This window comes from Mesorhizobium sp. CU3, assembly GCF_006442965.1.
GTDB lineage: Bacteria > Pseudomonadota > Alphaproteobacteria > Rhizobiales > Rhizobiaceae > Mesorhizobium.
In genome coordinates this window covers 431,640-454,391 of record NZ_VFWX01000001.1, presented here as the reverse complement: position 1 = coordinate 454,391, position 22,752 = coordinate 431,640, and the positions used below count along the sequence as shown (strand labels likewise).

Genomic DNA, 22,752 nt, shown 5'->3' with positions numbered 1-22,752 from the left:
CCGCGCTCAGGCCGGATAAGGTCTCGGCCGCGCCAGCCTCTGCACCCAGCGGAAGGCGTCGCGGCTGAGGCGCGAGCGCATCTTGTCGCGCGAGTTGACGCGCAAAAGCATCTTGCCGGTGATCAGCCATTTGGCGAGCCGGATCGAAAGGTCCGGCTTGATGCGGTCGGCAAGCTCGATCGCGCGCGCCGCGCCGAACAGGCGTCCGGTGACGTTGAGCACCGTGGCCAGTTCCAGTTCGATGCCGGTCATCCGAGCGGCCTCGAGCAGCCGGGCTTCCTCTTCCGGCGATTTCAACGCCCGCAACCCCTGCAGCACGTCGACGCACAATTGCAACCGGTGGAATTTGTGGCCGCCGGCGGCGTGGACGATGGCAATGGTAAGCAGCGCCGCCGGCGTATCCGTCTGGCCGCCGTCGATCGTCTGCAGCTCGCGGAAGCCAAGCGACAGGCGCCTGCGCATGCCGGTGTCATGCACCAGATTGCCGTGCAATTCGATCAGCAGGCTGGAGTTCTCTTTCTCCAGCCATTTGTATTCCTGCAGCTCGCGCGACTCGGCCTCGTTGCTGCCGAGCTCGAAGCCGCATTGGGCAATCGTCCTGTTGGCTTCGTCAATGCTGGCGGGATCGACAAGGATGTCGATGTCGGTGAACGGCCGGTCGGCGACCTGGCGGTAAAGCTTGCGCGCGAACACCGGGCCTTTGACGATCCGGGCCGGAACGCTCTTCGCCGCCAGTGCCTTCATGATGCGGTCGCCGTGGTACTGCAGCAGCATCGACTGGCCGGTCGCCGTCGTCGCCTGGTCGCGCAATTCGGCGAGTTTTTGCGGCAGGCCGGCGTCTTTCGGCAAATTGGCGTCGCCGCGCTCGCGAAACTTGCGCAGCACGATCGGCAGCACGCCATGGAATTCGGCATTCGCCAGCAGCGCCATCAGGCTTGCCCCGGAGACATCGTTGCCCCAATCGGCGGCGGCCTCGGGATCGGCGAGGCGGATAAGGAGTTTCTCTTGCGCGGGCGAAAGATCAGGCAGCATCAGGGTCAGTAATCAGTTTCTGCCGACATGGTTGCCAGAAAAGCCCGATCGATACCAGCGCTCGACTACATCCCCCAGCGAAGCGCCGCCGTATGCACCGGTGCGTCCCAGAGCGCGGTCATCTCATCGTCGAGCATGGTCAGCGTGATCGAGCATCCGGCCATGTCTAGCGAGGTGACATACGATCCGACCAATGAACGGGTCACAAGGATGCCCTGCTTTTCGAAGATTTTGCGGGCGCTGTTGTACATCAAATAGAGCTCCATCGACGGCGTGCCGCCGAAGCCGTTGACCAAAAGCAGCGCCGGCCCGCTGGCGCCCGCGCCGAGGTCGCCCGCGATCGCCGCGCAGACCTCCTCGGCGATGGCGTCCGCGCTCTTCAGCCGGTCGCGCCGGCGGCCGGGCTCGCCATGGATGCCGACGCCGAATTCCATCTCGCCGTCGCCGATCTCGAAGGTCGGCTTGCCGGCCGCCGGCACCGTGCCGCTGGTCAGCGCCACGCCCATCGAGCGCGTCGCGGCGTTGACTCGATCGCCGAGCGCCTTGAGCTCGGGCAAGGCCATGCCTTGCTCGGCGGCCGCGCCGACGATCTTTTCCACCACCAGCGTGCCGGCCACCCCGCGCCGACCCGTCGTATACGACGAATTCTCGACCGCGACGTCGTCATTGGTCACCACTTGCAGCACGCCGTCCGCCATCTCGGCCGCCATGTCGAAATTCATCACATCGCCTTCGTAGTTTTTGACGATGAACAGGCAGCCGGCGCCGGTATCGACGGCCTCAACGGCCGCCAGCATCTGGTCCGGCGTCGGCGAGGTGAAGACCTGGCCGGGGCAGGCGGCGTCGAGCATGCCGTGGCCGACCAGCCCGCCATGCAGCGGCTCGTGGCCGGAGCCGCCGCCCGAGATCAGCGCCACCTTGCCGGGCTTCAACTCCCTGCGGCGGATGAATTTGTGCTCGTCACCCAGCACCAGGATATCGGCATGGGCGGCCGCGAAACCGTCGAGGCTTTCGGTCAGCACCGTATCGACCGAATTCAGGAACTTCTTCATGTGTCCTCCCGACACAGCCTTACGCGATATGGATCAGCCGCCACTCTTGCCGGTGATGCTGGTAATCTTCTGGATGAAATCGTTGATCGCCCGGTCGAGCGCGGCGTTCTGCTTGTCGTCGCCGAAATCGGGCACGATCACCGAGACATGCCTGGTCTTGCGCATGCCTGCCGCGACCGACATCTTGCCAGGATGCGCCAGATGGTAGGCGGCGAGGAACTGGTCGCGCTCGGCCTGGCTGAAATGGCAGACGGAAAAGATCGCCGGCAAATGTTTTGACGGGATCGGGATCGTGTAGGCGGGACTGGAGATCTGTGTGACGAAGCTGCGGTGCTTGCCGAGCGCATCGGCCAGGCGCTGGCGCATGCCGGACGGGCGCTGGTCGATGACATGCGACAGAATTGTCTTATAGGCGCGGATCGCCTCTTCGGATCCCGGCTCGACCATTTTGGCGGCTTTGGCCATGCGATGCTTACACCGATACGTCGGCAATGGCGGCCTTGGCCATTGCGAGTTGAGCAGGTGCAACCGAGAGGTCACGCAAGCCGGCTTCGAGCAAAGCCGGGATGGTTGCCGGATCGCCGCCCGCATCGCCGCACAGGCTGACCGGTATGCCCTTGCCGCGCCCGAACTCGGCGACGGCAGCGATCAGCCGCAGCACCGCCGGGTTCCGGACGGAGTTGAGATGCGCGACCGCCGCATTGTCGCGCGCCGCCGCCATCACATACTGCGTCAGGTCGTTGGAGCCGATCGAGAAGAAGGCGACGTCGGCGAAACTCTCCGGCGCCAGCGCCACCGAGGGCACCTCGACCATGATGCCAAGCGGCGGCAGCTTGTGCGCCACGCCTTGCGCGGCAAGGACGGCCTGCTCCTCCGCGAACAGCGCGACGGCTTGGCCGTATTCCTCAGGCGTGGCGATCATCGGGAACATCACCTTCAGATTGCCGTGGATGGCGGCGCGCAGCAATGCCCGGATCTGCACGCGAAAAATGTCGCGCCGCTTGAGCGACAGCCTTATGCCGCGCAGGCCCAGGAACGGATTGGTCTCCTCGACGGTGAAGCCGGGTATCGGCTTGTCGCCGCCGGCGTCGACTGTACGGATCGTCACCGGCTTGTCGCCGGCCCATTCCAGCACCTTGCGGTAGGCCTGATACTGCGTCTCCTCATCCGGCAGCGTCTTTCCGAACAAGAATTCCGTGCGCATCAGCCCGACGCCGTCGCAGGTCGCGATATCGATGCCGTCGACGTCGGATGGATAGGCGATGTTGACCTGCACGCGCACGGCTGCCCCTGCTTTGGTTATCGCCTGCCGGGTCAGGAAGGTTTGCGCCGCGCCCTGGCGGTCCGCGAAAGACAAGGCCGATCTGCGGAAGGTTTCGATATCGGCTGGTGACGGCGAGAAGACGATCCCGCCGCGTTCCGCGTCGAGCAAGGCAAATCCTCCCACCTTTTCCGCAGAGCCGCCGAGACCGACCACCATCGGTACGCCGCGCGAACGCGCCAGCATGGCGACATGGCTGGCGGTGCTGCCGGCTTTCAGCGCAATGCCGCCGCCCGCGCTCCAGTCGGTTTCGAGAAAGCGCGTCGGCGCGATATCCTCGCCATAAAGGATGGCGCCGGGCGCCGCTGCGGCCTCGCCGTCCTGGCTCAGCGCCCGCAGCACCTGGTCGCGGATGTCGCGCAAATCCGCTGCGCGAGCGCGGAAATAGTCCTGGTCCGAAGCCTCGTAACCGGCGATTTCGCTGTCGAGCGCTGCCCGCCAGGCGGCATCCGCCAGCTGTCCCGAACCGATCGAGGCGAAGGCCGGGCCGCTCAGCGCATCGTCCTCCAGCATGGCGATATGGAATTCGAGGATGCCGGCAGCATCGGCGTCGGCGGCATCGGCCAGCGTCGTCAGCCGGTTGACGGCCTTGCCGATCGCCAGTTCCAGCGCGGCTTTTTCTTCACCGACGCTCGCCTTGGCCCTGTAGCCGGCGGGCGGCCGGTCGAGGTCGAACAGCAGACCTTCAGCATAGCCGGGAGACGCTGGGATGCCCTCAAGCCGCATGATCCGCGATCCTCCGGGCCACGGGACCGGGATGACCGGCGTCAAGCGGACCGAGCATGGTCCGCATCCTCGTCGAAGTCGCGCTGCACCAGATCGACCAGCGCTTTGACGGCGGCGCCGGCGCCGTCGCCCGTGGCGCGGATGTGCAGCAGCGTGCCCTTCGGCGCCTTGGCCGCCATCACCTTGACGATGCTCTTGGCGTCGAGCCAAGGGCCGTTGGCCGCCACCGCCACTTCCACCTCGGCCGCGAATGACTTGGCGAGCTTGGTGAACTTCACCGAAGGCCGCGCATGCAGGCCCACCGCATGGGTGATCAGAACGGTTGCTTCGGCGGATGCGGACATTCAGTCGGTTCCCGTTCGTTCACGCCGGCGACAATTCATGCGCCGTCGCCACCACTTCCTTGAGCGAGGCGCCGCCGGAGGATTCGGTCGCCGCCATCACCGCGCCTTCGACGATCGGCGCGTTGCAGACGATGATCCTGTGCGAGCGCGGCTCGCCGATCATCTCGACCGCCATCTCCGAGTTGGTTTCGGCGCCGCCGAGATCGACTAGTATGGCGACGCCCGCTTCCGACCAGGCCTTGTCGATCGCCGCCATGATCGCCTCGACGCTGGTGCCGAGCCCGCCATGGCCGTTGCCGCCGCACCATGCAAGCGGCACTTCGTCTCCGACCATCTGGCGCACCATGTCGGCCGTGCCCTCGGCAACCAAGGGCGAATGCGACACGATGACGATCCCGACATTGCTCATCAATGACCCTCTATCGCTTCCGCGACCGCGCGCACCAAGAGCGCGGTCGAGCGCGCTCCGGCATCCATATGCCCGACCGAGCGCTCCCCCAGGAAGGAGGCGCGCCCGCGCAGGGCTTTCATCGGCACCGTCGCCTCGGCCGCCTCGTCGGCGGCATCGGCGATTTCATTGGCCGTCTTGCCTTGCGCCAGCGCCTCATACACCGGCTGCAGCACGTCGAGCATGGTTTTTTGGCCCGGCTGCGATTTGCCGCGCGCGGCCACCGCCTCGATTGCCTTGTTAAACGCCGCCGTAAGCCCGGCGCGGTCGGGGGCTGCCGACAATTCCTTGCCCAATGCCATGAACAGCGTGCCGAACAACGGGCCGGAGGCGCCGCCGACGGTCATTACCAGCTTGGTGCCGACCGCCTTCAGCGCATCCGGCAGCGGCTTGGCCGCAAAACCGTCCGCTTCGGCGCGCACCGCCTCGAAGCCGCGCTTCATGTTCAGCCCGTGGTCGCCGTCGCCGATCGCCTGGTCGAGCGCGGTGAGTTCCTCGGCATGCGCCGCGATCGTGTCGGCCGCCGCCGCGATCAATCGGGAGAAATGGGCTGCGGCCATTTTCTGTCCTTCAAGCCGGGGCGAACAGCGCCGCCACGGCCGCGAAGACTTCGGCGACCGCAAAGGCGCCGGGATCCGCTACGTCGAGCTGCCGGCCGATATAGGCCGAGCGTCCAGCTTTCGCCTTTTGCATCGCGGTTGTCGAGTCGGCCCCCTGCCGCGCCGCCCTGGCCGCCGCCTCCAGCCCGCTCACATCGAGGGCTTTGAGCGCCGGTTCCAGCGCATCGACCATGGTGCGGTCGCCGACCTTGGCGCCGCCGTAGAAAGTCATCCGGTCGAGCCCGGCGAGCAGGGCTTTGCTCAGCGATGCGCCGGCGCCGAGCGACTGCGAGGCGGCGGTGAAGAAGATCGACAACAGCACGCCGCTGGACCCGCCCATCGAAGTGCCCAGCGTCTCGCCGATCGCGGCAAGCGTTGCGGCCTTTTCGGCAAGCGGCAGCGTATCGATGCGCTCAAGCACGCTGCGCGCGCCCGTCGCCACGGTCGAGCCGGTATCGCCGTCGCCGGCCTTGGCGTCGAGCGTGTTGAGCGGCTCTTCCAGCGCGATCAGTTTTTGGCAGACGGCGGTGATCAGCCGCTCGGCGGCCGCATCGCGGCTGGCCGCCTTCGCTTCACGGCCGGCGGGCTTGGCCATCGCCACGACAACCGGCGCGCGCACCGGCTTCGCCGGCAGCCAGGCATGCGGGCCGACGGGCGCCAGCAGCGCCGCTTCGCGTGCCGGGTCGAGCCTGATCAGTGACAGGGAAAAGCCGTTCATGTTGAGCGCGGTCATCAGATGTCCGGGACCGATTGTCAGCGTCACCGCCTTGGCGAGCGAGGAGGACAACACCGCATTGGCGATCAGCGACATTTCGACCGGCGGCACCGAACCGAGATTGTTGATCAGCAAGGCGTAGCGGCTGCCGGGATCGAGCCGCGCGGCGAGGCGCTCCGCCATGATGCCGACCAGCGCGCCCGCGCTCTGCAACGCGATGCGCTCGACGCCGGGCTCGCCGTGGATGCCGAGGCCGAGCTCGCCGTCATTCGCGCCGAAGCGGTCCTCATGCGCCTGTCCGGGGATCGAGCAAGACGAGAGCGAGATGCCGAGCGAGAAAATATCCTTCGCCGCCGCGCGCGCCGCCGCCGCGACCGAGGTCAGATCCTGGCCGGTTTCGGAAAGGTAGCCGGCGATCTTGTGCACGAACAGCGTACCGGCAACGCCGCGCGGCTGCGCGATGTCAGGCAGGGCGATGTCGTCGCCGACGATCACCATCTCGACCGCAAGACCTTCGGCGCGCGCCTTCTCGGCGGCAAGGCCGAAATTGAGCCGGTCGCCGGTGTAGTTCTTGACGATCAGCAGGCAGCCGGCCGCACCGGTCGTCGCACGGATCGCCGCCAGCACCGCCTCGACGCTCGGCGAAGCGAAGATCTCGCCGGAGACGGCCGCCGTCAGCATGCCGGCGCCGACGAAGCCGGCATGCGAAGGCTCATGCCCGGCGCCGCCGCCCGAAACGACGGCGACCTTGGTCTTGTCCCAATCGGCGCGCAGCACGACCTTGATCTCGGGATAGCCGTCGAGCCGCGCCAGCGTGCCCGATCCCGCCGTGGCCAGGAAGCCGTCCAGCGCTTCGGTGACGATCGTCTCTTTGCGGTTGAAAAAGTGCTTCATGGATATCGTCCAGTCCGTGCTCGTCAAACAGTGCAAATCCGCGGCGGTTACATCAATCTTTGCCCATCCGGGCCAAAATAAAGCGGCGAGCGATAGCGGATCGTCACTCTGTCGCCCTTGCCGAGCAGCGTGTCGGGATCGGTCAGCGTCACCAGCTTCTTCGCTCCCACCGTCACATGCAGGTGGTTCTGGTCGCCGAGATGCTCGACCCAGTCGACGACGCCGTCGGCATGGCCGTTCGCCGCCTTCTCGATCGCCAGATGTTCGGTGCGGGCGCCGATCGTCGTCGTGCCGGCCGGCGCGCCGCCGTCGGGCAGGAGCCCCGCCGGCAGAAGATTGATCGCCGGCTGGCCAAGGCGAGCCGCGACATGCAGGTTTGCCGGCTCGGAATAGATCGTCCGCGGCGTGCCGATCTGCACCAGCACGCCGTCGGCGAGGATGCCAATCCGGTCGGCCATCGTCATCGCCTCGATCTGATCATGCGTGACATAGAGCATGGTGGCGCCGAGCTCGGACTGGATGCGCTTCAATTCGAGCCTGAGATCGGCGCGCAGCTTGGCGTCGAGCGACGACAGCGGCTCGTCCATCAGATAGATCGCCGGCTTGCGCACCAGCGCCCGGCCGATGGCGACACGCTGCATCTCGCCGCCCGACAGTTTGGTCGAGCGGTTGTCGAGCTTGTGGTCGATGCGCACCATGCGCGCCACTTCCTCGACGCGGCGGCGCACCGCCTCTTCCGGAAACCGCCGCGCCGGCGAGCGCAGCGGAAAGGCGAGGTTGTCGAACACCGAAAGATGCGGATAGAGCGAATATTGCTGGAAGACGAAGGCGGTGTCGCGTTCGGCCGGCGACAGCGTCGTCGCGTCATGGCCGCCGATATGGATCGTGCCCCTGTCCGGCCGCTCCAGCCCGGCGATCAGCCTGAGCGTCGTCGTCTTGCCGGCGCCGGTCGGGCCGAGCAGCACGACGAATTCGCCGTCCTTGATCGCGAGGTCGAGATCGTCGACCGCGACGGTGTCGCCAAAACTCTTGGTCACGCCCTGGATATGGACATCAGCCATGGCGCGCCTCCGCTGCCTGATCATACATGGCGGTCCTGACCGCGCGCCCGGAACTCTTTTCGAACAGCGACAGCCGCGCGCTGCTCAGCGCCAGCCCGACCTGTTCGCCGGGGTTGAGCGGGATGCCGGCCGGCACCCGCGCCTTGATGATGCCGTCAGCGGTCTCCACCGCGACGATCTGCGTGGTGCCGAGATATTCGGTGCCGTAGATCGCGCCGCGCAGCTTCGAGGCGTCGTCGAAGCGGATGTGCTCGGGCCGGATACCCAGCGCCATGTCGGCCGGCGCGATATCCTCGCGCACTTCCGGCACCGACACTTTAGCGCCCTGCACGACGATCTCCTTCGCGCCTTTGGCGAGCCCGCCGCCGAAGCGCAGGAAATTCATCGGCGGCGAGCCGATGAAATCGGCGACGAACATCGTCGCCGGGCGGTCGTAGATCTCGCGCGGCGTGCCGAACTGCTCGATGACGCCGTGGTTCATCACCGCTATCTTGTCGGCCATCGACATCGCTTCCATCTGGTCGTGCGTGACGTAGACCGTCGTGGCGTGGATGCGGTTGTGCAGTTCGCGCAGTTCGTGGACCATCAGATCGCGGAACTCGGTGTCGAGCGTGCCGAGCGGCTCGTCCATGAGGAAGCATTTCGGCCGCCGCACGATGGCGCGGCCGAGCGCGACGCGCTGGCGGTCGCCGCCGGCAAGGCCGGAGACCGATTTGTCGAGCAGGTGGTCGATACGCAAGAGCCTCGCGGTCTCCTCGACGCGGCTGCGGATCTCGGCCGATGCCATGCCCTGCGCCAGCAGCGGGAAGCCGATGTTTTTGCGCACGTTCATATGCGGATAGAGCGCGAACAGCTGAAACACGAACGCGATGTCGCGCTCGCGCGCCCGGCGCATTGTGACGTCCTCGCCGCCGAGCAGGATCTGGCCGCCGGTCGGCAGTTCGAGCCCGGCGATCATGCGCAGCGTCGTCGTCTTGCCGCAGCCGGAGGGCCCCAGCATGACGAAGAATTCGCCGTCCTCGACGACGAAGTTGGAGTCCTGCACGGCGACGAATGCGCCGAAGGCCTTCCTCAGGTTCTGAACTCGGATCTCGGCCATATTTATTCCGGGAATTTCGAGACGATGATGAACATGACCGTGCCGGCGAGCATGGTGATGAAGGAATAGGTGTAGAGCGACAGCGCGAAGGGCTGGAACAACATCAGGAAGCCGATGGCGATGATCGCGGTGGCGATGTTTTCCATCAGGCCACGCCTTGCCCAGCGCGGCCAGGAAGAGCGCTTGGAGACAACAGTGCGGCTCATGCGGCACCCCCTTCCTTCTCCCCGTTTACGGGGAGAAGGTGGCCCGAAGGGTCGGATGAGGGGCGGCGCAAACGCCCCCGATTAAGGCAGATGTCGGCGCTGCCCCTCATCTGCCTGCCGGCATCTTCTCCCCGTGAACGGGGAGAAGGGACGCTGCGCCACCGCTGGTTCCATACTTGCTGACCGTTCATCATTTGCGCACCGCGCCGAAGGTGATGCCGCGCAGCAATTGCTTGCGGAGCAGGATGGTGAAGACCAGGATCGGCACCAGGAAGATTGTCGTGCCCGCCGCCACTGCCGGCCAGTCCTGGCCGCCTTCGCCAATGATGGTCGGGATGAAGGGCGGCGCGGTCTGCGCCGTGCCGGAGGTGAGAAGTGCTGCGAACGCATATTCGTTCCAGGCAAAGATCAAGCAGAAGATCGCCGTCGCCGCGATGCCGGTCGTCGCTTGCGGCAACACGGTGCGCCAGAAGGCCTGGAGCCGCGTATAGCCGTCGATCATCGCGGCCTCTTCGTACTCGCGTGGGATCTCGTCGATGAATCCCTTGAGCAGCCAGACCGCGAGCGAGACGTTGACCGCCGTATAGAGCAGGATCATGCCGAGCGCGGTGTCGGAAAGGCCGAGCTCGCGGTACATCAAGTAGATTGGGATCGCCACCGCGATCGGCGGCATGAAGCGCGTCGACAGGATGAAGAACAGAAGATCGTCGGCCAGCGGTACCTTGAAGCGCGAGAAGCCATAGGCCGACAGCGTGCCGAGAAACACCGCGCAGAAGGTCGAGCCGAAGGCGATGATCAGCGAGTTGACGAAGCGCGGCAGGAAGTTCGACGGCCCGGCGATCACCATATTGCGCTTGCGCACCGTCTCGTCGCAAAAGCCGGTCGCCGGGCCGAGCGAGTTGATGTATTCCGGCGTCTGCCGGGTCCGGGTCGTGAACAGGTTGCAATAACCCTCGATGCTCGGCTGGAAGACGATCTTGGGCGGATAGGCGATCGAATCCGGCGGCGTCTTGAAGCTGGTGGCGAAGATCCACAGAAGCGGCACGATCGAGATCAGCGCATAGGCGACGATGATGACGCCGGCGATCCGCTTCGAGTTTGCCGAAGGTGCGACGACGGAATGGGCGGTGGTCAGGCTCATCTCTGCTTCACCTTGTTGAGCGCCTTGACGTAGATGTTGGCCAAGCCGAACACCGCGACGAACAGGATGATGGCGAAGGCCGAGGAATAGCCGGTGCGCCAGCTCTCGAAGGCCTGCCGCTTCAGCGTGATCGAGGCGACCTCGGTGGTCGAGCCAGGCCCGCCGCCGGTAAGCAGGTTGACCATGTCGAACATCTTGAAGTTCTCGATGCCGCGAAACAGCACCGCCAGCATGATGAAGGGCAGCGCCATCGGCAGCGTGATCGACCAGAATTGCCGCCAGTTGGAGGCGCGGTCGACCTCGGCCGCCTCATAGATGTATTCCGGGATCGAACGCAGGCCGGCGAGGCAGATCAGCATCACGTAGGGCGTCCACATCCAGGTATCGACGATGATGATCGACCATGGCGCCAGCTCGACATTGGACAGCATCTGCACATTCGTCGGCGGAATGCCGGTGACGAAGGAGATGACGTAGGAGAAGAGCCCGATCTGCGGCTCGTAGAGAAAGCGCCAGAAATTGCCGACCACCGCCGGCGACAGCATCATCGGCACCAGGATGATGGTGGTCCAGAAGGCGTGGCCGCGAAACTTGCGATCGATCAGCCAGGCCAGCGTGAAGCCGATCACCGTCTGCAGCAGGATCGTCCAGAACACGAAATGCGCGGTCGTCTGCATGGCGATCCAGATGTCCTGGTCGCCGAGGATGCGCTGGTAGTTGGCGAAGCCGAGGTTCTTCACCACCTCGTTCGGCCGGTTGGCGCGGTAGTTGGTGAAGGAAAGATAGATCGCCCAGAACAGCGGGAAGATGTTGATGGCGAGCAACAGAAGGATCGTCGGCGAGATGAAGAGCCAGGCAAGGCCCTTGTCGCTTATGCCCCGGATCTTCTTGGCCAACGGCTCCGGTGTCGCCCGGGCAACGTTGTCCGCAGTCCGATTGAGCATGGTTAGTCCTGCTTCGGTCACGTCAAGTCTCGACAATGGAATTTATCTGAACTGCGTCCCGTGCCAAGGGCGGCACGGGACGCTCGGGTCGGGCTCGGGAGGAGCCTTACATCTTGCCGTCGTCCTGGAAGACCTGCGTCCAGTCCTTGACCAGGCCGTCGAGCGCATCCTTGGCTGAGCCCTGGCCGGCGACGACATAGTCGTGGAAGCGCTTCTGCGACGCCTGCAGCAGCGGCGCGTAGCTCGGCTCGGCCCAGAAGTCCTTCACGATCGCCATGGAGTCGAGGAAGGTCTGCGCATAGGGCTGGCTGGCCGGGAACTTCGGATCCTTGACCACGGCGTTCAGGCAGGAATAGCCGCCGAGCGACCACCACTTGGCCTGCACGTCCTTGTTGGCGAACCACTTGATGTATTTCAGCGCAGATTCCTGCTTGTCGGAATAGGACACCACCGAAATGCCCTGGCCGCCGAGCTGCGCGAACTGGTCGCCGTCGGGACCCTTCGGATTGACGAAATAGCCGATCTTGTCGCCGCCGACATTCTCGTCCTTCTGCAGGCCGGGCCAGGTGAAGGCGAAGTTCATATGCATGGCCACCTGGCCGGATTTGAAGGCGTCGACGCCTTCGCCCATATAGCTGTTGGAAGCGCCGGGCGGCGTGCAGCAATCATAGAGCGCCTTGTAGAATTCCAGCCCCTTCACCGATTTCTCGGAGTTGACGTAGCCTTCCATCTCATAGGGCTTCTTCGGGTTCTCATACTGGAAGCCATAGCTGTAGAGCACGTCCATGGCGCCCATGGTGATGCCTTCCGAGCCGCGCTCGGTATAGATCGAGGCGCCATAGACAGTCTTGCCGTCGATCTGCCGCTTCTGGAAGAACTCGGCGACCTGCTTCAACTGGTCGAAGGTCTGCGGCGGGCCGAGATCCCAGCCATACTTGTCCTTGAATTCCTTCTGCAGCTCGGGCCTGGAGAACCAGTCCTTGCGGTAGGTCCAGCCGACGACGTCGCCCATCGCCGGTAGCGCCCAGTAGTTGGGCGTGTTCTTCGGCCATTCCGAATAGCCGACCACGGTCGCCGGCACGAAGTCATCCATGCTGATCTTCTCCTTGTCGAAGAAGTCGTTCAGCTTGACGTAATGGCCGTTCTCGGCCGCGCCGCCGATCCACTGGCTGTCGCCGATGATCAGGTCGCAGAGCTTGCCGTGCGAGTTGAGCTCGTTGAGGAAGCGGTCGGCGTAGTTGGTCCACGGCACGAACTCGAACTTCATGCCGATGCCGGTTTCCTTGGTGAAGTCCTTGGACAGTTCCACGAGCGCGTTGGCCGGATCCCAGGCCGCCCAGCACAGCGTCAGGTCTTCCGCATGCGCGACGTTCGAGACGGCTGTCGACGCAAAGATCGCCGAGGCCAGTCCCAACGCCAGTTTCAAGGTCGATTTCATGCCTTACCTCCCATTTGCGAAACGCGTCCGGATGACGGTTTCAAGAGCCCTCTAACCCTCGCTCCTCCGAGGGGTTGAACAAGGCGCGCTGTCGCGTCGCCATCGCGCGCAGTGCGCCGGTGATGTTTAGTAATTTGTTTAGTGATGCAATTTTTACTAAACAAGGCAAGCGAATTCGTTGCTGCGCCGCAGCATGGCGAAACGGGTCATTGAATTCGTTGGGAAATGACCGCCGGAGGCCTCGTCCGGACAGCCCGTCAGTTGTCTTTGCTGACCGGGCTCGCCATCACCGGCCGAACCGGCGGCGCCGGCGGCAGCAGCGCGCGTATGTCGGCGAAGGGGAAGGTCGGCTCGAAGCGGAAGGCCTCGGCCAGCGCGCCGGACACGCCATTGCATTGGCCTGCGCGAAACTCGTTCTGGAGGCGCGCTCTTTCGACATAGTGCTCCGGGCCTTGCGAGCGATGCGCGCGGATCGCTTGCGCCTTGATATCCCAGTGAGGCGAGATCTCGACATAATGCGTTGGCGAAAAACCGGTGCCGCCGAGCGTGTCGGCATGCAGCACCGGCACTGCGAAGGACGCCGCGATACGCACCCCGTCGGACAAAGCGCGATGGTCGCCATGATAGTCATAGGGCGCGTGGGTGATGACAAGGTCGGGCTTCACCTCGCCGATCAACGCCTTCAACGCCGAAATCAGCGCCGCGTCGGCAATCAGTTCGCCGTCGGGGAAGTCGAGGAAACGCGGCTCGACGCCGAGCAGGCTCGCCGCCGCGCTCGCTTCCTGGCGCCGCGTCCTGGCGAGCGCCACCGGATCGCCCTTGCCGCCCTTGGCGCCATCCGTGGCTATCGCAAAAGTCAGCTCTGCGCCTAGCGCCGCATAGGCGGCAAGCGTACCGAACATGAATATCTCGATGTCGTCGGGATGTGCCCCCAGCGCCAATACCTTCAAGTCTGCTCTCCCGGAATGGAACTGTGCCGAACGGAATCCTGCTCGCCCTGATCGCCTATGCAAGCTATTCGTTCAGCGACGCCGTCATCAAGAGCCTGGGCGGGCAGTTCACCGTCTTCGAGATCGGCTTTTTCTCGACATTGTTTGCCGGCTGCTTTTTGTTCTTCACCAAGCCGAGCGACGAGCGTTGGCGCGACGCCTGGCGCACCAAACGGCCTTGGGCGGTCCAAGCGCGCGCCTTGGCCGGCATCGCGTCAGGCGTGCTCAGTGTCTTTGCCTTCACCACCATTCCGCTGGCGGAAGTTTATGCGCTGATCTTCCTGGCGCCGCTGCTGGTCACCATCCTGTCGACGATCGTCCTGAAGGAGCGGGTCGGTCCCTGGCGCTGGCTGGCCGTGGTCGCCGGCTTTGTCGGCGTCATGCTGGTGGTGCGTCCGGGCTTTCGCGAACTGCATCTCGGCCATCTCGCCGCCTTCGCCAATGCTTTCCTTGCCGCCACCAGCGTCGTCCTGATGCGCTCGCTCGCCCAGCAGGAGAAGCGCACGACGATCCTCGGCGCGCTGGTCGGCTATGGCCTGGTCTTCAATGGGGTGGGTGCCGCCGCAACCTCCTTCACGCTTCCCGGCCTCGGGCAATTGGTCTGGCTGATGCTGGCCGGGATGTTCACCGCCGGCGGTCAGCTGCTGCAGCTGCTTGCGGTCAAATACGCGCCGGCCAACCGCATCGCCCCGACGCATTATTCGCAGATCGTCTGGGCGGTCATCCTCGGCGCGCTGTTCTTCAAGGAATATCCCGACTGGCTGTCATTGGTCGGCTTGGCGGTGGTCGGCGGCTCCGGCTTGCTGACCATGGTGCGCGAGGAGGTGAGGCTGGGCACCGTGCGCTGGAACCCGTTTTCGCGCACAAGGCTTTGAATAGGCACGTTGCATAGCGGCTGCGACCGCTGATATGCGGGCGCGATGACGACGAAATCCCTGCCGGAACTTCCGGTTACCGCCGTGCTGCCGGCTTTGGGCGAGGCACTTGCCCAGCGCAGCAGCACCGTGCTGGTGGCCCCGCCCGGCGCCGGCAAGACGACGCTGGTGCCGCTGGCGCTGCTCGACGCGCCCTGGCTGGGGCAGGGCCGGATCGTGCTGCTCGAACCGCGCCGGCTGGCCGCTCGCGCCGCCGCCCGCCGCATGGCCGAATTGCTCGGCGAGGAGCCCGGCGACACGGTCGGCTATGCCATGCGCATGGAAAACCGCACCTCGGCGCGGACGAAAATCCTGGTCGTCACCGAAGGCGTCCTCTCGCGCATGATCCTCGACGATCCGGAACTGCCGGGCGTCTCGGCGGTGATTTTCGACGAATTCCACGAGCGCTCGCTCGACGGCGATTTCGGCCTGGCGCTGGCGCTCGATGTGCAGGGCGCGCTCAGGCCCGATCTGCGCCTGCTGGTCATGTCGGCGACGCTCGACGGCGCGCGCGTGGCAAGACTTCTGGCCGGGGCGCCGGTGATCGAAAGCGAGGGCCGCGCCTTTCCGGTCGAGATCCGCTACGACGAACGGCCGGCCGGCGTGGCGATCGAGGATGCGATGGCCAAGGCTGTCCGTTCGGCGCTCGCGGCGGAGCCCGGCAGCGTGCTCGCCTTCCTGCCCGGGCAACGCGAGATCGAACGCACCGCCGAAAGGCTTCAAGGCAATGTCGGCGCGGATACCGACATCGTCCCGCTCTACGGCCAGCTCGACAACCGGGCGCAGGACCAGGCGATCAGGCCGGCGCCGGACGGCCGCCGCAAGGTGGTGCTGGCGACGTCGATCGCCGAGACCTCGATCACCATCGACGGCGTGCGCGTCGTCATCGATTCCGGCCTGTCGCGCCTGCCGCGCTATGAGCCGGCGAGCGGCCTGACTCGGCTGGAAACCGTGCGCGTCAGCAGGGCCTCGGCCGACCAGCGCGCCGGCCGCGCCGGGCGCACGCAACCAGGCGTCGCCACCCGCCTGTGGCGCGCTGAGCAGACCGCCGCGCTCCCTGCCTTCACCCCGCCGGAAATCCTCGAGGCCGACCTCTCCGGCCTGCTGCTCGACTGCGCAGCCTTCGGCGTCGCCGATCCGTCGAGCCTGTCCTTCCTCGATCCACCGCCGACGCCGGCGCTCAACGAGGCGCGCGCGTTGCTCGAGGCGCTGCATGCCATCGATGATGCCGGCCGGTTGACGGAAGCGGGCGCCGCCATGCGCAAGCTCGCTTTGCCGGTGCGGCTCGCGCATATGGTGGCCGAGGCCGCGAAGGGCGGGCATGCGTTCGAAGCGGCGACGCTCGCCGTGCTTTTGACCGAGCGCGGATTGGGAGGCGACAGCGCCGATCTGGAGCGACGGTTGATCCGCTTTCGCGGCGAGAAATCGCCGCGCGCCAACGCCGCCCGCCAGCTCGCCGAACGTTTGGCCAGGCAGGCCGGCGATGGGCAGGGCGGCGAGGCGGCCTCTGCCGGCGCGCTCCTAATCCATGCCTGGCCGGACCGCGTCGCGAGGGCGCGCGGCGAGCGCGGTCGCTTCGTGCTCGCCAATGGCTCTGGCGCCATGGTCGACGCTGCCGATCCGCTGGCCGGCGAGACCTGGCTGGTCGTCGCCGACCTGCAGGGCAAGGCGCAGAATGCCCGCATCACCGCCGCTACTCCGGTCGACGAGGCCGACATCCGCGCCGCGCTTGCCGACCGCATCGAGACCAGGCGCGAGACCAGCTTCGACCGCGAGCGCCGCGCCGTTCGTGTGCGCGAGACCGCCCGGCTTGGAGCCGTCACGCTCGCCGAGCGCATGCTGCCCGCGCCTTCAGGCGCCGATGCCGATCGGGCCATAACGGACGCCCTGCGCGAGCACGGCCTGTCGCTGATCGACTGGGGAAAGGAAGCCGAGACGTTGCGGCAGCGGCTCGGCTGGCTGCATCGCGGCCTCGGCGAACCCTGGCCGGATGTCTCGGATACCGCTCTCATCGATCGCCTCGACGACTGGCTCGTGCCGTTTCTTGCCGGCGACGCCTCTTTCGCCGCCATCAAACCGGGCACGCTCTCGGCGGCGCTGCTTTCGCTGGTCCCGCACGACTTGCAGCGCAATGTCGACGCGCTGGCGCCGACCCATTTCGACGCCCCATCCGGCAGCCACGTGCCGATCCGCTATGACGGCGAGTGGCCGGTGCTGGCGATCCGCGTGCAGGAGCTGTTCGGCCTCGATCGTCACCCCTCCATCGCCAATGGGACGGTGCCGCTGACGCTGGAGTTGCTTTCGCCGGCGCACCGCCCGATCCAAACCACCCGCGACCTGCCCGGCTTCTGGCGCGGCTCCTGGGCGGATGTGCGCACCGACATGCGCGGCCGCTATCCCAGGCATGTCTGGCCGGAAAACCCGCTGCACGCCGCAGCCACCAGCCGCGCCAAGCCGCGTGGGACGTAGGATCGTGCCGCTTCGGCGGGCCATTCGCGTTAGTGTGCAATGTAGGTTGGCGATTGGCGCAAAACGCCCTACCACGTCGTCATCCACGGGCGGAGCAAGGAGCGAAGCGACGCGCGCAGACCCGAGGATCCATGCCGTGACGCTAAGGCGTTGCAACGGTTCAGAATTCTGCCCAGCTGCATTCTACGGTCAAGGTAACGGAATGGATCCTCGGGTCTGCGCTCCGCTTCGCGTCGCTCCGCCCGTGGATGACGAAATCGCGGGGGCCTCGGCCAATCACCAAGCGATGAAACACCGGCCGCCAACCGGTCAAGCCGCCCCTACAGCCCTACTAGCGCTTACCCTCCCGCGGTTATAATCGTAAGTCGATGATCAACATCCTGCACGCGCCCGATTCCCAGCAAAGCCAGCGGTTGCGGCTCAACACGCTGATCCGCCTGCGCTGGCTCGCCATCGTCGGTCAGAGCCTGGCGGTGCTGGTCGTCGCCTATGGCCTGAAATTCCCGCTGCCGGTGTCGGTATGCTTCGCCCTGATCGCCTGCTCGGCCTGGATGAATCTGTGGCTGACCTTCCGCTATCCGGCGGCCCACCGACTGACGCCGCTCTCTGCTTTTGCGATCCTGACCTTCGACGGCATTCAGCTCACCGGCCTGCTCTACATGACCGGCGGCCTGACCAATCCTTTCTCTGTGCTTCTGTCCGTGCCGGTCGTCATCTCGGCGGCGTCGCTGCCGCTGCGCCTCACCGCTATCCTGGGCGCGCTGGTGATGATCGCCGCCACGCTGCTCGTCTTCTTCCACGAGCCGCTGCCCTGGTATGAAGGCTCGCCTTTGGAGATGCCCTTCATCTATGTCGCCGGCATGTGGATGGCGGTCTTTGCCTCGATCGCCTTTACCGCCATCTATGCCTTCCGTGTCGCCGCCGAAGCGCGTCTGCTCGCCAATGCGCTTGCCGCCACCGAACTGGTGCTGCAGCGCGAGCAGCATCTCTCGGCGCTGGACGGTCTGGCGGCCGCCGCCGCGCATGAACTCGGCACGCCTTTGGCCACCATCACCGTCGTCGCCAAGGAAATGGAAAAGGCGCTCGGCAAGGATCCGAAATATGGCGAGGACGTCAAGCTCCTGCGCTCGCAGAGCGAGCGTTGCCGCGAGATCCTGAAGCGGTTGACCAGCCTGTCCTCGGAGGGCGAGGCGCATCTGTCGCGCCTGCCGCTCACCTCGCTGGTCGAGGAGGTGACGGCGCCGCATCGCGATTTCGGCATCTCGATCCGGCTGCGGCCTGGCGAGCGCATCGGCCCGGAGCCGGTCGGCCAGCGCAGCCCCGGCGTCATCTATGGACTCGGCAATCTGGTCGAGAACGCCGTCGATTTCGCCAAGAAGACCGTCACCGTGAGCTGGACCTGGGACAATGAGGAAGTCACCTTCTCCATCACCGACGACGGTCCGGGCTTTCCGCCCGAGATCATCGACCGCATCGGCGAGCCCTATATGTCGACGCGCCAGGGCACCGAGGCCGGCGGCGGCCTCGGGCTCGGCCTGTTCATCGCCAAGACCTTGCTCGAGCGCTCCGGCGCCACCATCGATTTCCGCAATTCGAGCGGACTCGGCGAAGGCGCGGTGGTGAACATTTCCTGGCCGCGCGGTCTCTTTCTCAACCCGGATCAAGCTTCGGCCACCATGTTCGACAATGCGTAACCCTTGCAATCACTGCATGGCAGCTCTGTTGCCGGCTGTAAAAATTGGACATTGCCGCCACAGGACTGTATCTGCGTAAAAGTGAGGCATATCATCCGAAATCGTGCAGCTTTTTTGGGAAACGACATGCCCGGAAACAAGGACTTAAGGTGCGTTCGCTAGAATTCGTTTCGTAGCGAAGTGCTTTGGTCAGCAGGATGCCGATAGATGAGCGCAGACGAAACGACTGGGGCAATGGTTGAGGGCGAGGACACCTCGCTGCTCATCGTCGAGGACGACAAGCCTTTCCTCACCCGGCTCGCCCGGGCCATGGAAACGAGGGGCTTTGTCGTCGAGACGGCCGAGAGCGTGGAAGAGGCGGTCGCCAAGGCGCGCGCCCATCCGCCGGCCTATGCGGTGGTCGACATGCGGCTGGGCGACGGCAACGGCCTCGACGTCGTCGCCGCCATCCGCGAAAAGCGCGACGACGCCCGCGCCATCATCCTGACCGGCTACGGCAACATCGCCACCGCGGTGACGGCCGTGAAGCTCGGCGCCGTCGACTATCTGTCCAAGCCGGCCGACGCCGACGACGTGTTTGCCGCGCTGACCCGCACCTCGGGCGAACGCGCCGCTCCGCCGGAAAACCCGATGTCGGCCGACCGTGTCCGCTGGGAGCATATCCAGCGCGTCTACGAAATGTGCGACCGCAACGTCTCCGAGACGGCGCGCCGGCTGAACATGCATCGCCGCACGCTGCAGCGGATACTGGCCAAGCGGGCGCCGCGGTAAGCATCGCTGAGCGCGGCGTTATGCGCCTCGGGCCTGCCTTAAGCCGGCTTGTAGTGAAGACGCCAACCGCCGAAGTCGGCGCTGCCCCTCATCGCCCTGCCGGGCACTTCTCCCCGTATAGTGACGGGGAGAAGGGGCTGGTGGCAACGCCGGCTCCTATCCGCAAACGCTGGATATTGGCGAAATCCTGCGCGACAGCCCCCTTCTCCCCGTTCACGGGGAGAAGATGCCGGCAGGCAGATGAGGGGCGGCGCCGGCCTTCGCAAATTGTGACTCTTGCCCAGCCATAGAGCATTGCGCATCATCGCGAGAATGCCGGCCGAGAAACCAGGCAACGGAGAGCACATGCAAGACCAGCGCCCGAAATCGATCCTGCGCGAATTCCTCGACGGCGAGGCGGCCGGCGGCATCATCCTGATGGTGGCGGCCGCTCTGGCTTTGATCGTCGCCAATTCGCCGCTGGCGGGCACCTATTTCGCCGTGCTCCATGCCTATCTCGGGCCGCTCAGCGTCTCGCACTGGATCAATGACGGGCTGATGGCGGTGTTCTTCCTGCTGGTCGGGCTGGAGATCAAGCGCGAGGTGCTGGACGGCCAGCTCTCCACCTGGCCGCGCCGCGTGCTGCCCGGCATCGCCGCCGCGGGCGGCATGATTTTTCCGGCGCTGATCTATGTCGCCATCAACCGCGGCAATCCGGCAGCACTCTCCGGCTGGGCGATCCCCACCGCCACCGACATCGCCTTTGCGCTCGGCGTCTTGTCGCTGCTCGGCAACCGCGTGCCGGCCTCGCTGAAAGTCTTCCTCACCGCCTTGGCCATCATCGACGATCTCGGCGCCGTCATCATCATCGCGCTGTTCTACACGACCGGCCTGTCGCTCGCCTATCTGGCGGCGGCCTTTGCCGTCATCGCCGTGCTGATCGTGCTCAACCGCATGCGGGTGATGAACCTCGTCCCATACCTCGTCCTGGGCGTCGTGCTCTGGGTGCTGGTGCTGAAATCGGGCGTGCATGCCACCCTTGCCGGCGTAGCACTCGCGCTGACCATCCCGCTGGAGCGCACGCCGGGGATAAGCCATGACACCGAACATTCGCCGTTGCACCGACTGGAGCACGGCCTGCATAAGCTCGTCCCCTTCATCGTCATCCCGATCTTCGGCTTCGCCAATGCCGGCGTCTCGCTCGGCGGCCTGAGCTTCGCCGCCCTGGTCGAGCCGCTGACCTTGGGCGTCGCCGCCGGCCTGGTGCTCGGCAAGCTGGTCGGCGTCTTCGGCTCCTCGGCTCTGGCCATAAGGCTCGGCCTGGCCGACCTGCCGCTCAATGCCGGCTGGATGCATATGGTCGGCATTTCGCTGCTCTGCGGCATCGGCTTCACCATGAGCCTGTTCATCGGCCTGCTCGCCTTCGCCAGCGATGCGGCGCTGCAGGACGCGGTCAAGGTCGGCATCCTTGCTGGATCGCTGATCGCCGCGCTGATTGGCGCCGCCGTGCTGCTGATGGCGCCGGCGGCTGGCGGCGTTGAGGAAGAAGCGGAGTAGGCGCTGCCCGCAACGCGCATTTCCTCGCCCCCGCGAAGGCGGGGGAGAGGTGGCCCGGCGAAGCCGGCACGGAGCGGGGGACGCCCTCCGCGAAGCCAGAGCCGATGCAGGACCAGGCGCAAGATCAGCAGAGCCAATGGTGCTTAACTTCCAAACGCCGCGCTGGCCCCTCTCCGTCCCGGCTTCGCCGGGCCACCTCTCCCCACTGCGTGAGGCGAGGAACCCGAGCTACTCGCTCTCGCCATCCAGCACCGGCACCGCCACGCCCGCCAACTCCGCCGCAAGCAGCCGCGCGGCGCCTGCGCGCGCGATCCGCAGCATCAGCGCCTTGCGCGTCGCCGCTGCCATGCGGTGCTCCGGCGCATCGCGCAGGATCTCCGCGCCATAGCCGTCGGAAAGGATGAAGCCGCATTCCTCCGGAAAAATCTCCGCAGGCACGCCGGGATGCGTGGCGAAGAAGAAACGATCGGAATGCAGCCGGTAGTCGGGCCATTTGCGGTCAACCCTAAAATCCTCGATCGAGGATTTGATCTCGATGATCCAGATGTCGCCCTGCCGCGTCAGCGCCACGAGATCGGCCCGGCGCCCGGTGGCGAGGGACAATTCCGGCAGCACATGCGCGCCCATTTCCATGAGCAGCCGCTGCACACCGCGCCGCACCAGCATGGCGCGCTCAGACTGGCGGCCGTCGATCAAGGGGTTGAGGGGAATCGGGGAGATGAGAGGCATGGCGGGCACCATGCCAGACTTTGTTCACGGTTTGAACCCGATTAGTCAATCTTCGTTCAGCTAAGTGTTAGCCATTGCTAAATATGGCTCTTGGCAGCAATCTCGGGCTAGGAGCCGCTCATAGGCTGGATTTTGCGTGGAGGATGCCATGACCCGTGATCAGATGCTCGCCCATCTCCGATCCGCCGACGCCGTTGCCCGCGAGGCGGCGGCGCATGGGCATCATCCGTTCGGCTGCGTGCTGGTCGGGCCGGACGACAAGGTGCTGATGCGGCAGGGCAATCTCGACACGGTGCGCCATGCCGAGACCGAACTGGCGCGGCGCGCAGCTGCGGCCTATGAGCCGGAGTTCCTATGGCAATGCACGCTTGTCACGACCGGCGAGCCCTGCGCGATGTGCGCCGGCACTATGTATTGGGCCAATATCGGGCGGCTGGTCTACGGCTTCGAGGAGAGCGAGCTATTGGCGCTCACCGGGGATCATGCTGAGAATCCGACGATGAGCCTGCCTTCGCGCACCGTCTTCGCCTCCGGCCAGAAGAAGATCGAGGTCTTTGGCCCGTTCCCTGAAATCGCCGACGAGATGCTCGCCCCGCACCGCGATTTCTGGAAGCGCTGAGGCCATCCGGC

Annotated in this window: 22 protein-coding genes; 6 read left to right on the top strand and 16 right to left on the bottom strand. The window is 65.6% G+C overall.

What is annotated here, in order from left to right; genetic code table 11:
* Nucleotides 1-6 precede the first annotated feature (6 nt).
* The 15 genes from FJ988_RS02155 to FJ988_RS02085 form a co-directional block, all read right to left on the bottom strand.
* Nucleotides 7-1,032 carry a nucleotidyltransferase family protein gene (locus tag FJ988_RS02155; protein WP_140815093.1) on the bottom strand — a complete coding sequence of 342 codons (1,026 nt, stop codon included), beginning with the start codon at nt 1,030-1,032 and terminating at the stop codon, nt 7-9.
* A 65-nt stretch (nt 1,033-1,097) separates the two neighbouring features.
* On the bottom strand, nt 1,098-2,084 hold the full coding sequence (gene dhaK, locus FJ988_RS02150) for a dihydroxyacetone kinase subunit DhaK (protein ID WP_140815092.1): 987 nt from the start codon (nt 2,082-2,084) through the stop codon (nt 1,098-1,100).
* 33 nt (nt 2,085-2,117) lie between these two features.
* Complete coding sequence (locus tag FJ988_RS02145; protein WP_407067750.1) at nt 2,118-2,549, bottom strand: hypothetical protein; 432 nt, start codon at nt 2,547-2,549, stop codon at nt 2,118-2,120.
* A gap of 7 nt (nt 2,550-2,556) precedes the next feature.
* Nucleotides 2,557-4,131 carry a phosphoenolpyruvate--protein phosphotransferase gene (gene ptsP / locus FJ988_RS02140; protein WP_140815091.1) on the bottom strand — a complete coding sequence of 525 codons (1,575 nt, stop codon included), beginning with the start codon at nt 4,129-4,131 and terminating at the stop codon, nt 2,557-2,559.
* Nucleotides 4,132-4,172: 41 nt separating this feature from the next.
* Nucleotides 4,173-4,475, bottom strand: a complete 303-nt coding sequence (locus tag FJ988_RS02135; protein ID WP_140815090.1) for an HPr family phosphocarrier protein — start codon at nt 4,473-4,475, stop codon at nt 4,173-4,175.
* A gap of 19 nt (nt 4,476-4,494) precedes the next feature.
* On the bottom strand, nt 4,495-4,884 hold the full coding sequence (gene dhaM / locus FJ988_RS02130; RefSeq protein WP_140815089.1) for a dihydroxyacetone kinase phosphoryl donor subunit DhaM: 390 nt from the start codon (nt 4,882-4,884) through the stop codon (nt 4,495-4,497).
* Nucleotides 4,884-5,483: a dihydroxyacetone kinase subunit DhaL gene (gene dhaL, locus FJ988_RS02125; RefSeq protein WP_140815088.1), complete on the bottom strand. Its 600-nt coding sequence runs from the start codon at nt 5,481-5,483 to the stop codon at nt 4,884-4,886. The genes dhaM and dhaL overlap by 1 nt, the downstream gene beginning before the upstream one ends.
* Nucleotides 5,484-5,493: 10 nt before the next feature.
* On the bottom strand, nt 5,494-7,131 hold the full coding sequence (locus FJ988_RS02120) for a dihydroxyacetone kinase subunit DhaK (protein ID WP_140815087.1): 1,638 nt from the start codon (nt 7,129-7,131) through the stop codon (nt 5,494-5,496).
* Between the two features lie 47 nt (nt 7,132-7,178).
* Nucleotides 7,179-8,192: an ABC transporter ATP-binding protein gene (locus FJ988_RS02115; RefSeq protein WP_140815086.1), complete on the bottom strand. Its 1,014-nt coding sequence runs from the start codon at nt 8,190-8,192 to the stop codon at nt 7,179-7,181.
* Nucleotides 8,185-9,291, bottom strand: a complete 1,107-nt coding sequence (locus tag FJ988_RS02110; RefSeq protein ID WP_140815085.1) for an ABC transporter ATP-binding protein — start codon at nt 9,289-9,291, stop codon at nt 8,185-8,187. The genes FJ988_RS02115 and FJ988_RS02110 overlap by 8 nt, the downstream gene beginning before the upstream one ends.
* A 2-nt stretch (nt 9,292-9,293) precedes the next feature.
* The gene (locus tag FJ988_RS02105) at nt 9,294-9,497 is read right to left on the bottom strand and encodes a hypothetical protein (protein ID WP_140702469.1); all 204 of its coding nucleotides are present in this window, start codon (nt 9,495-9,497) and stop codon (nt 9,294-9,296) included.
* 190 nt (nt 9,498-9,687) lie between these two features.
* Nucleotides 9,688-10,638, bottom strand: coding sequence for a carbohydrate ABC transporter permease (locus FJ988_RS02100; RefSeq protein ID WP_112096868.1), 951 nt, complete (start codon nt 10,636-10,638; stop codon nt 9,688-9,690).
* A complete protein-coding gene (locus tag FJ988_RS02095) occupies nt 10,635-11,582 on the bottom strand; it encodes a carbohydrate ABC transporter permease (protein ID WP_140815084.1) in 948 nt (315 codons plus the stop codon). The genes FJ988_RS02100 and FJ988_RS02095 overlap by 4 nt, the downstream gene beginning before the upstream one ends.
* A 106-nt stretch (nt 11,583-11,688) precedes the next feature.
* On the bottom strand, nt 11,689-13,020 hold the full coding sequence (locus FJ988_RS02090) for an ABC transporter substrate-binding protein (RefSeq protein ID WP_140815083.1): 1,332 nt from the start codon (nt 13,018-13,020) through the stop codon (nt 11,689-11,691).
* Between the two features lie 257 nt (nt 13,021-13,277).
* Nucleotides 13,278-13,970 carry a PIG-L deacetylase family protein gene (locus FJ988_RS02085; protein WP_140815082.1) on the bottom strand — a complete coding sequence of 231 codons (693 nt, stop codon included), beginning with the start codon at nt 13,968-13,970 and terminating at the stop codon, nt 13,278-13,280.
* Between the two features lie 23 nt (nt 13,971-13,993).
* Between FJ988_RS02085 and FJ988_RS02080 the strand changes: the two genes are divergently transcribed.
* From FJ988_RS02080 to nhaA, 5 genes are all read left to right on the top strand, one after another.
* Nucleotides 13,994-14,884 (top strand): DMT family transporter, encoded by an 891-nt coding sequence (locus FJ988_RS02080; RefSeq protein ID WP_140815081.1) that lies wholly within the window; start codon nt 13,994-13,996, stop codon nt 14,882-14,884.
* Nucleotides 14,885-14,929: 45 nt separating this feature from the next.
* The gene (gene hrpB / locus FJ988_RS02075) at nt 14,930-17,392 is read left to right on the top strand and encodes an ATP-dependent helicase HrpB (protein WP_140815080.1); all 2,463 of its coding nucleotides are present in this window, start codon (nt 14,930-14,932) and stop codon (nt 17,390-17,392) included.
* A 368-nt stretch (nt 17,393-17,760) separates the two neighbouring features.
* Entirely contained in the window at nt 17,761-19,086 is a 1,326-nt protein-coding gene (locus FJ988_RS02070) for an ActS/PrrB/RegB family redox-sensitive histidine kinase (RefSeq protein ID WP_140815079.1), read from the top strand.
* A gap of 207 nt (nt 19,087-19,293) precedes the next feature.
* Nucleotides 19,294-19,857: an ActR/PrrA/RegA family redox response regulator transcription factor gene (locus FJ988_RS02065; RefSeq protein WP_140815078.1), complete on the top strand. Its 564-nt coding sequence runs from the start codon at nt 19,294-19,296 to the stop codon at nt 19,855-19,857.
* Nucleotides 19,858-20,202: 345 nt separating this feature from the next.
* Nucleotides 20,203-21,393, top strand: a complete 1,191-nt coding sequence (gene nhaA / locus FJ988_RS02060; RefSeq protein WP_140815077.1) for a Na+/H+ antiporter NhaA — start codon at nt 20,203-20,205, stop codon at nt 21,391-21,393.
* A gap of 228 nt (nt 21,394-21,621) precedes the next feature.
* Here the strand turns inward: nhaA and FJ988_RS02055 are convergent, their stop codons facing one another.
* Nucleotides 21,622-22,122 carry an MmcB family DNA repair protein gene (locus FJ988_RS02055; RefSeq protein ID WP_181183390.1) on the bottom strand — a complete coding sequence of 167 codons (501 nt, stop codon included), beginning with the start codon at nt 22,120-22,122 and terminating at the stop codon, nt 21,622-21,624.
* A 148-nt stretch (nt 22,123-22,270) separates the two neighbouring features.
* Here FJ988_RS02055 and FJ988_RS02050 point away from each other — a divergent pair, with 148 nt between their 5' ends.
* Nucleotides 22,271-22,741 (top strand): nucleoside deaminase, encoded by a 471-nt coding sequence (locus tag FJ988_RS02050; RefSeq protein WP_140815075.1) that lies wholly within the window; start codon nt 22,271-22,273, stop codon nt 22,739-22,741.
* Nucleotides 22,742-22,752 lie beyond the last annotated feature (11 nt).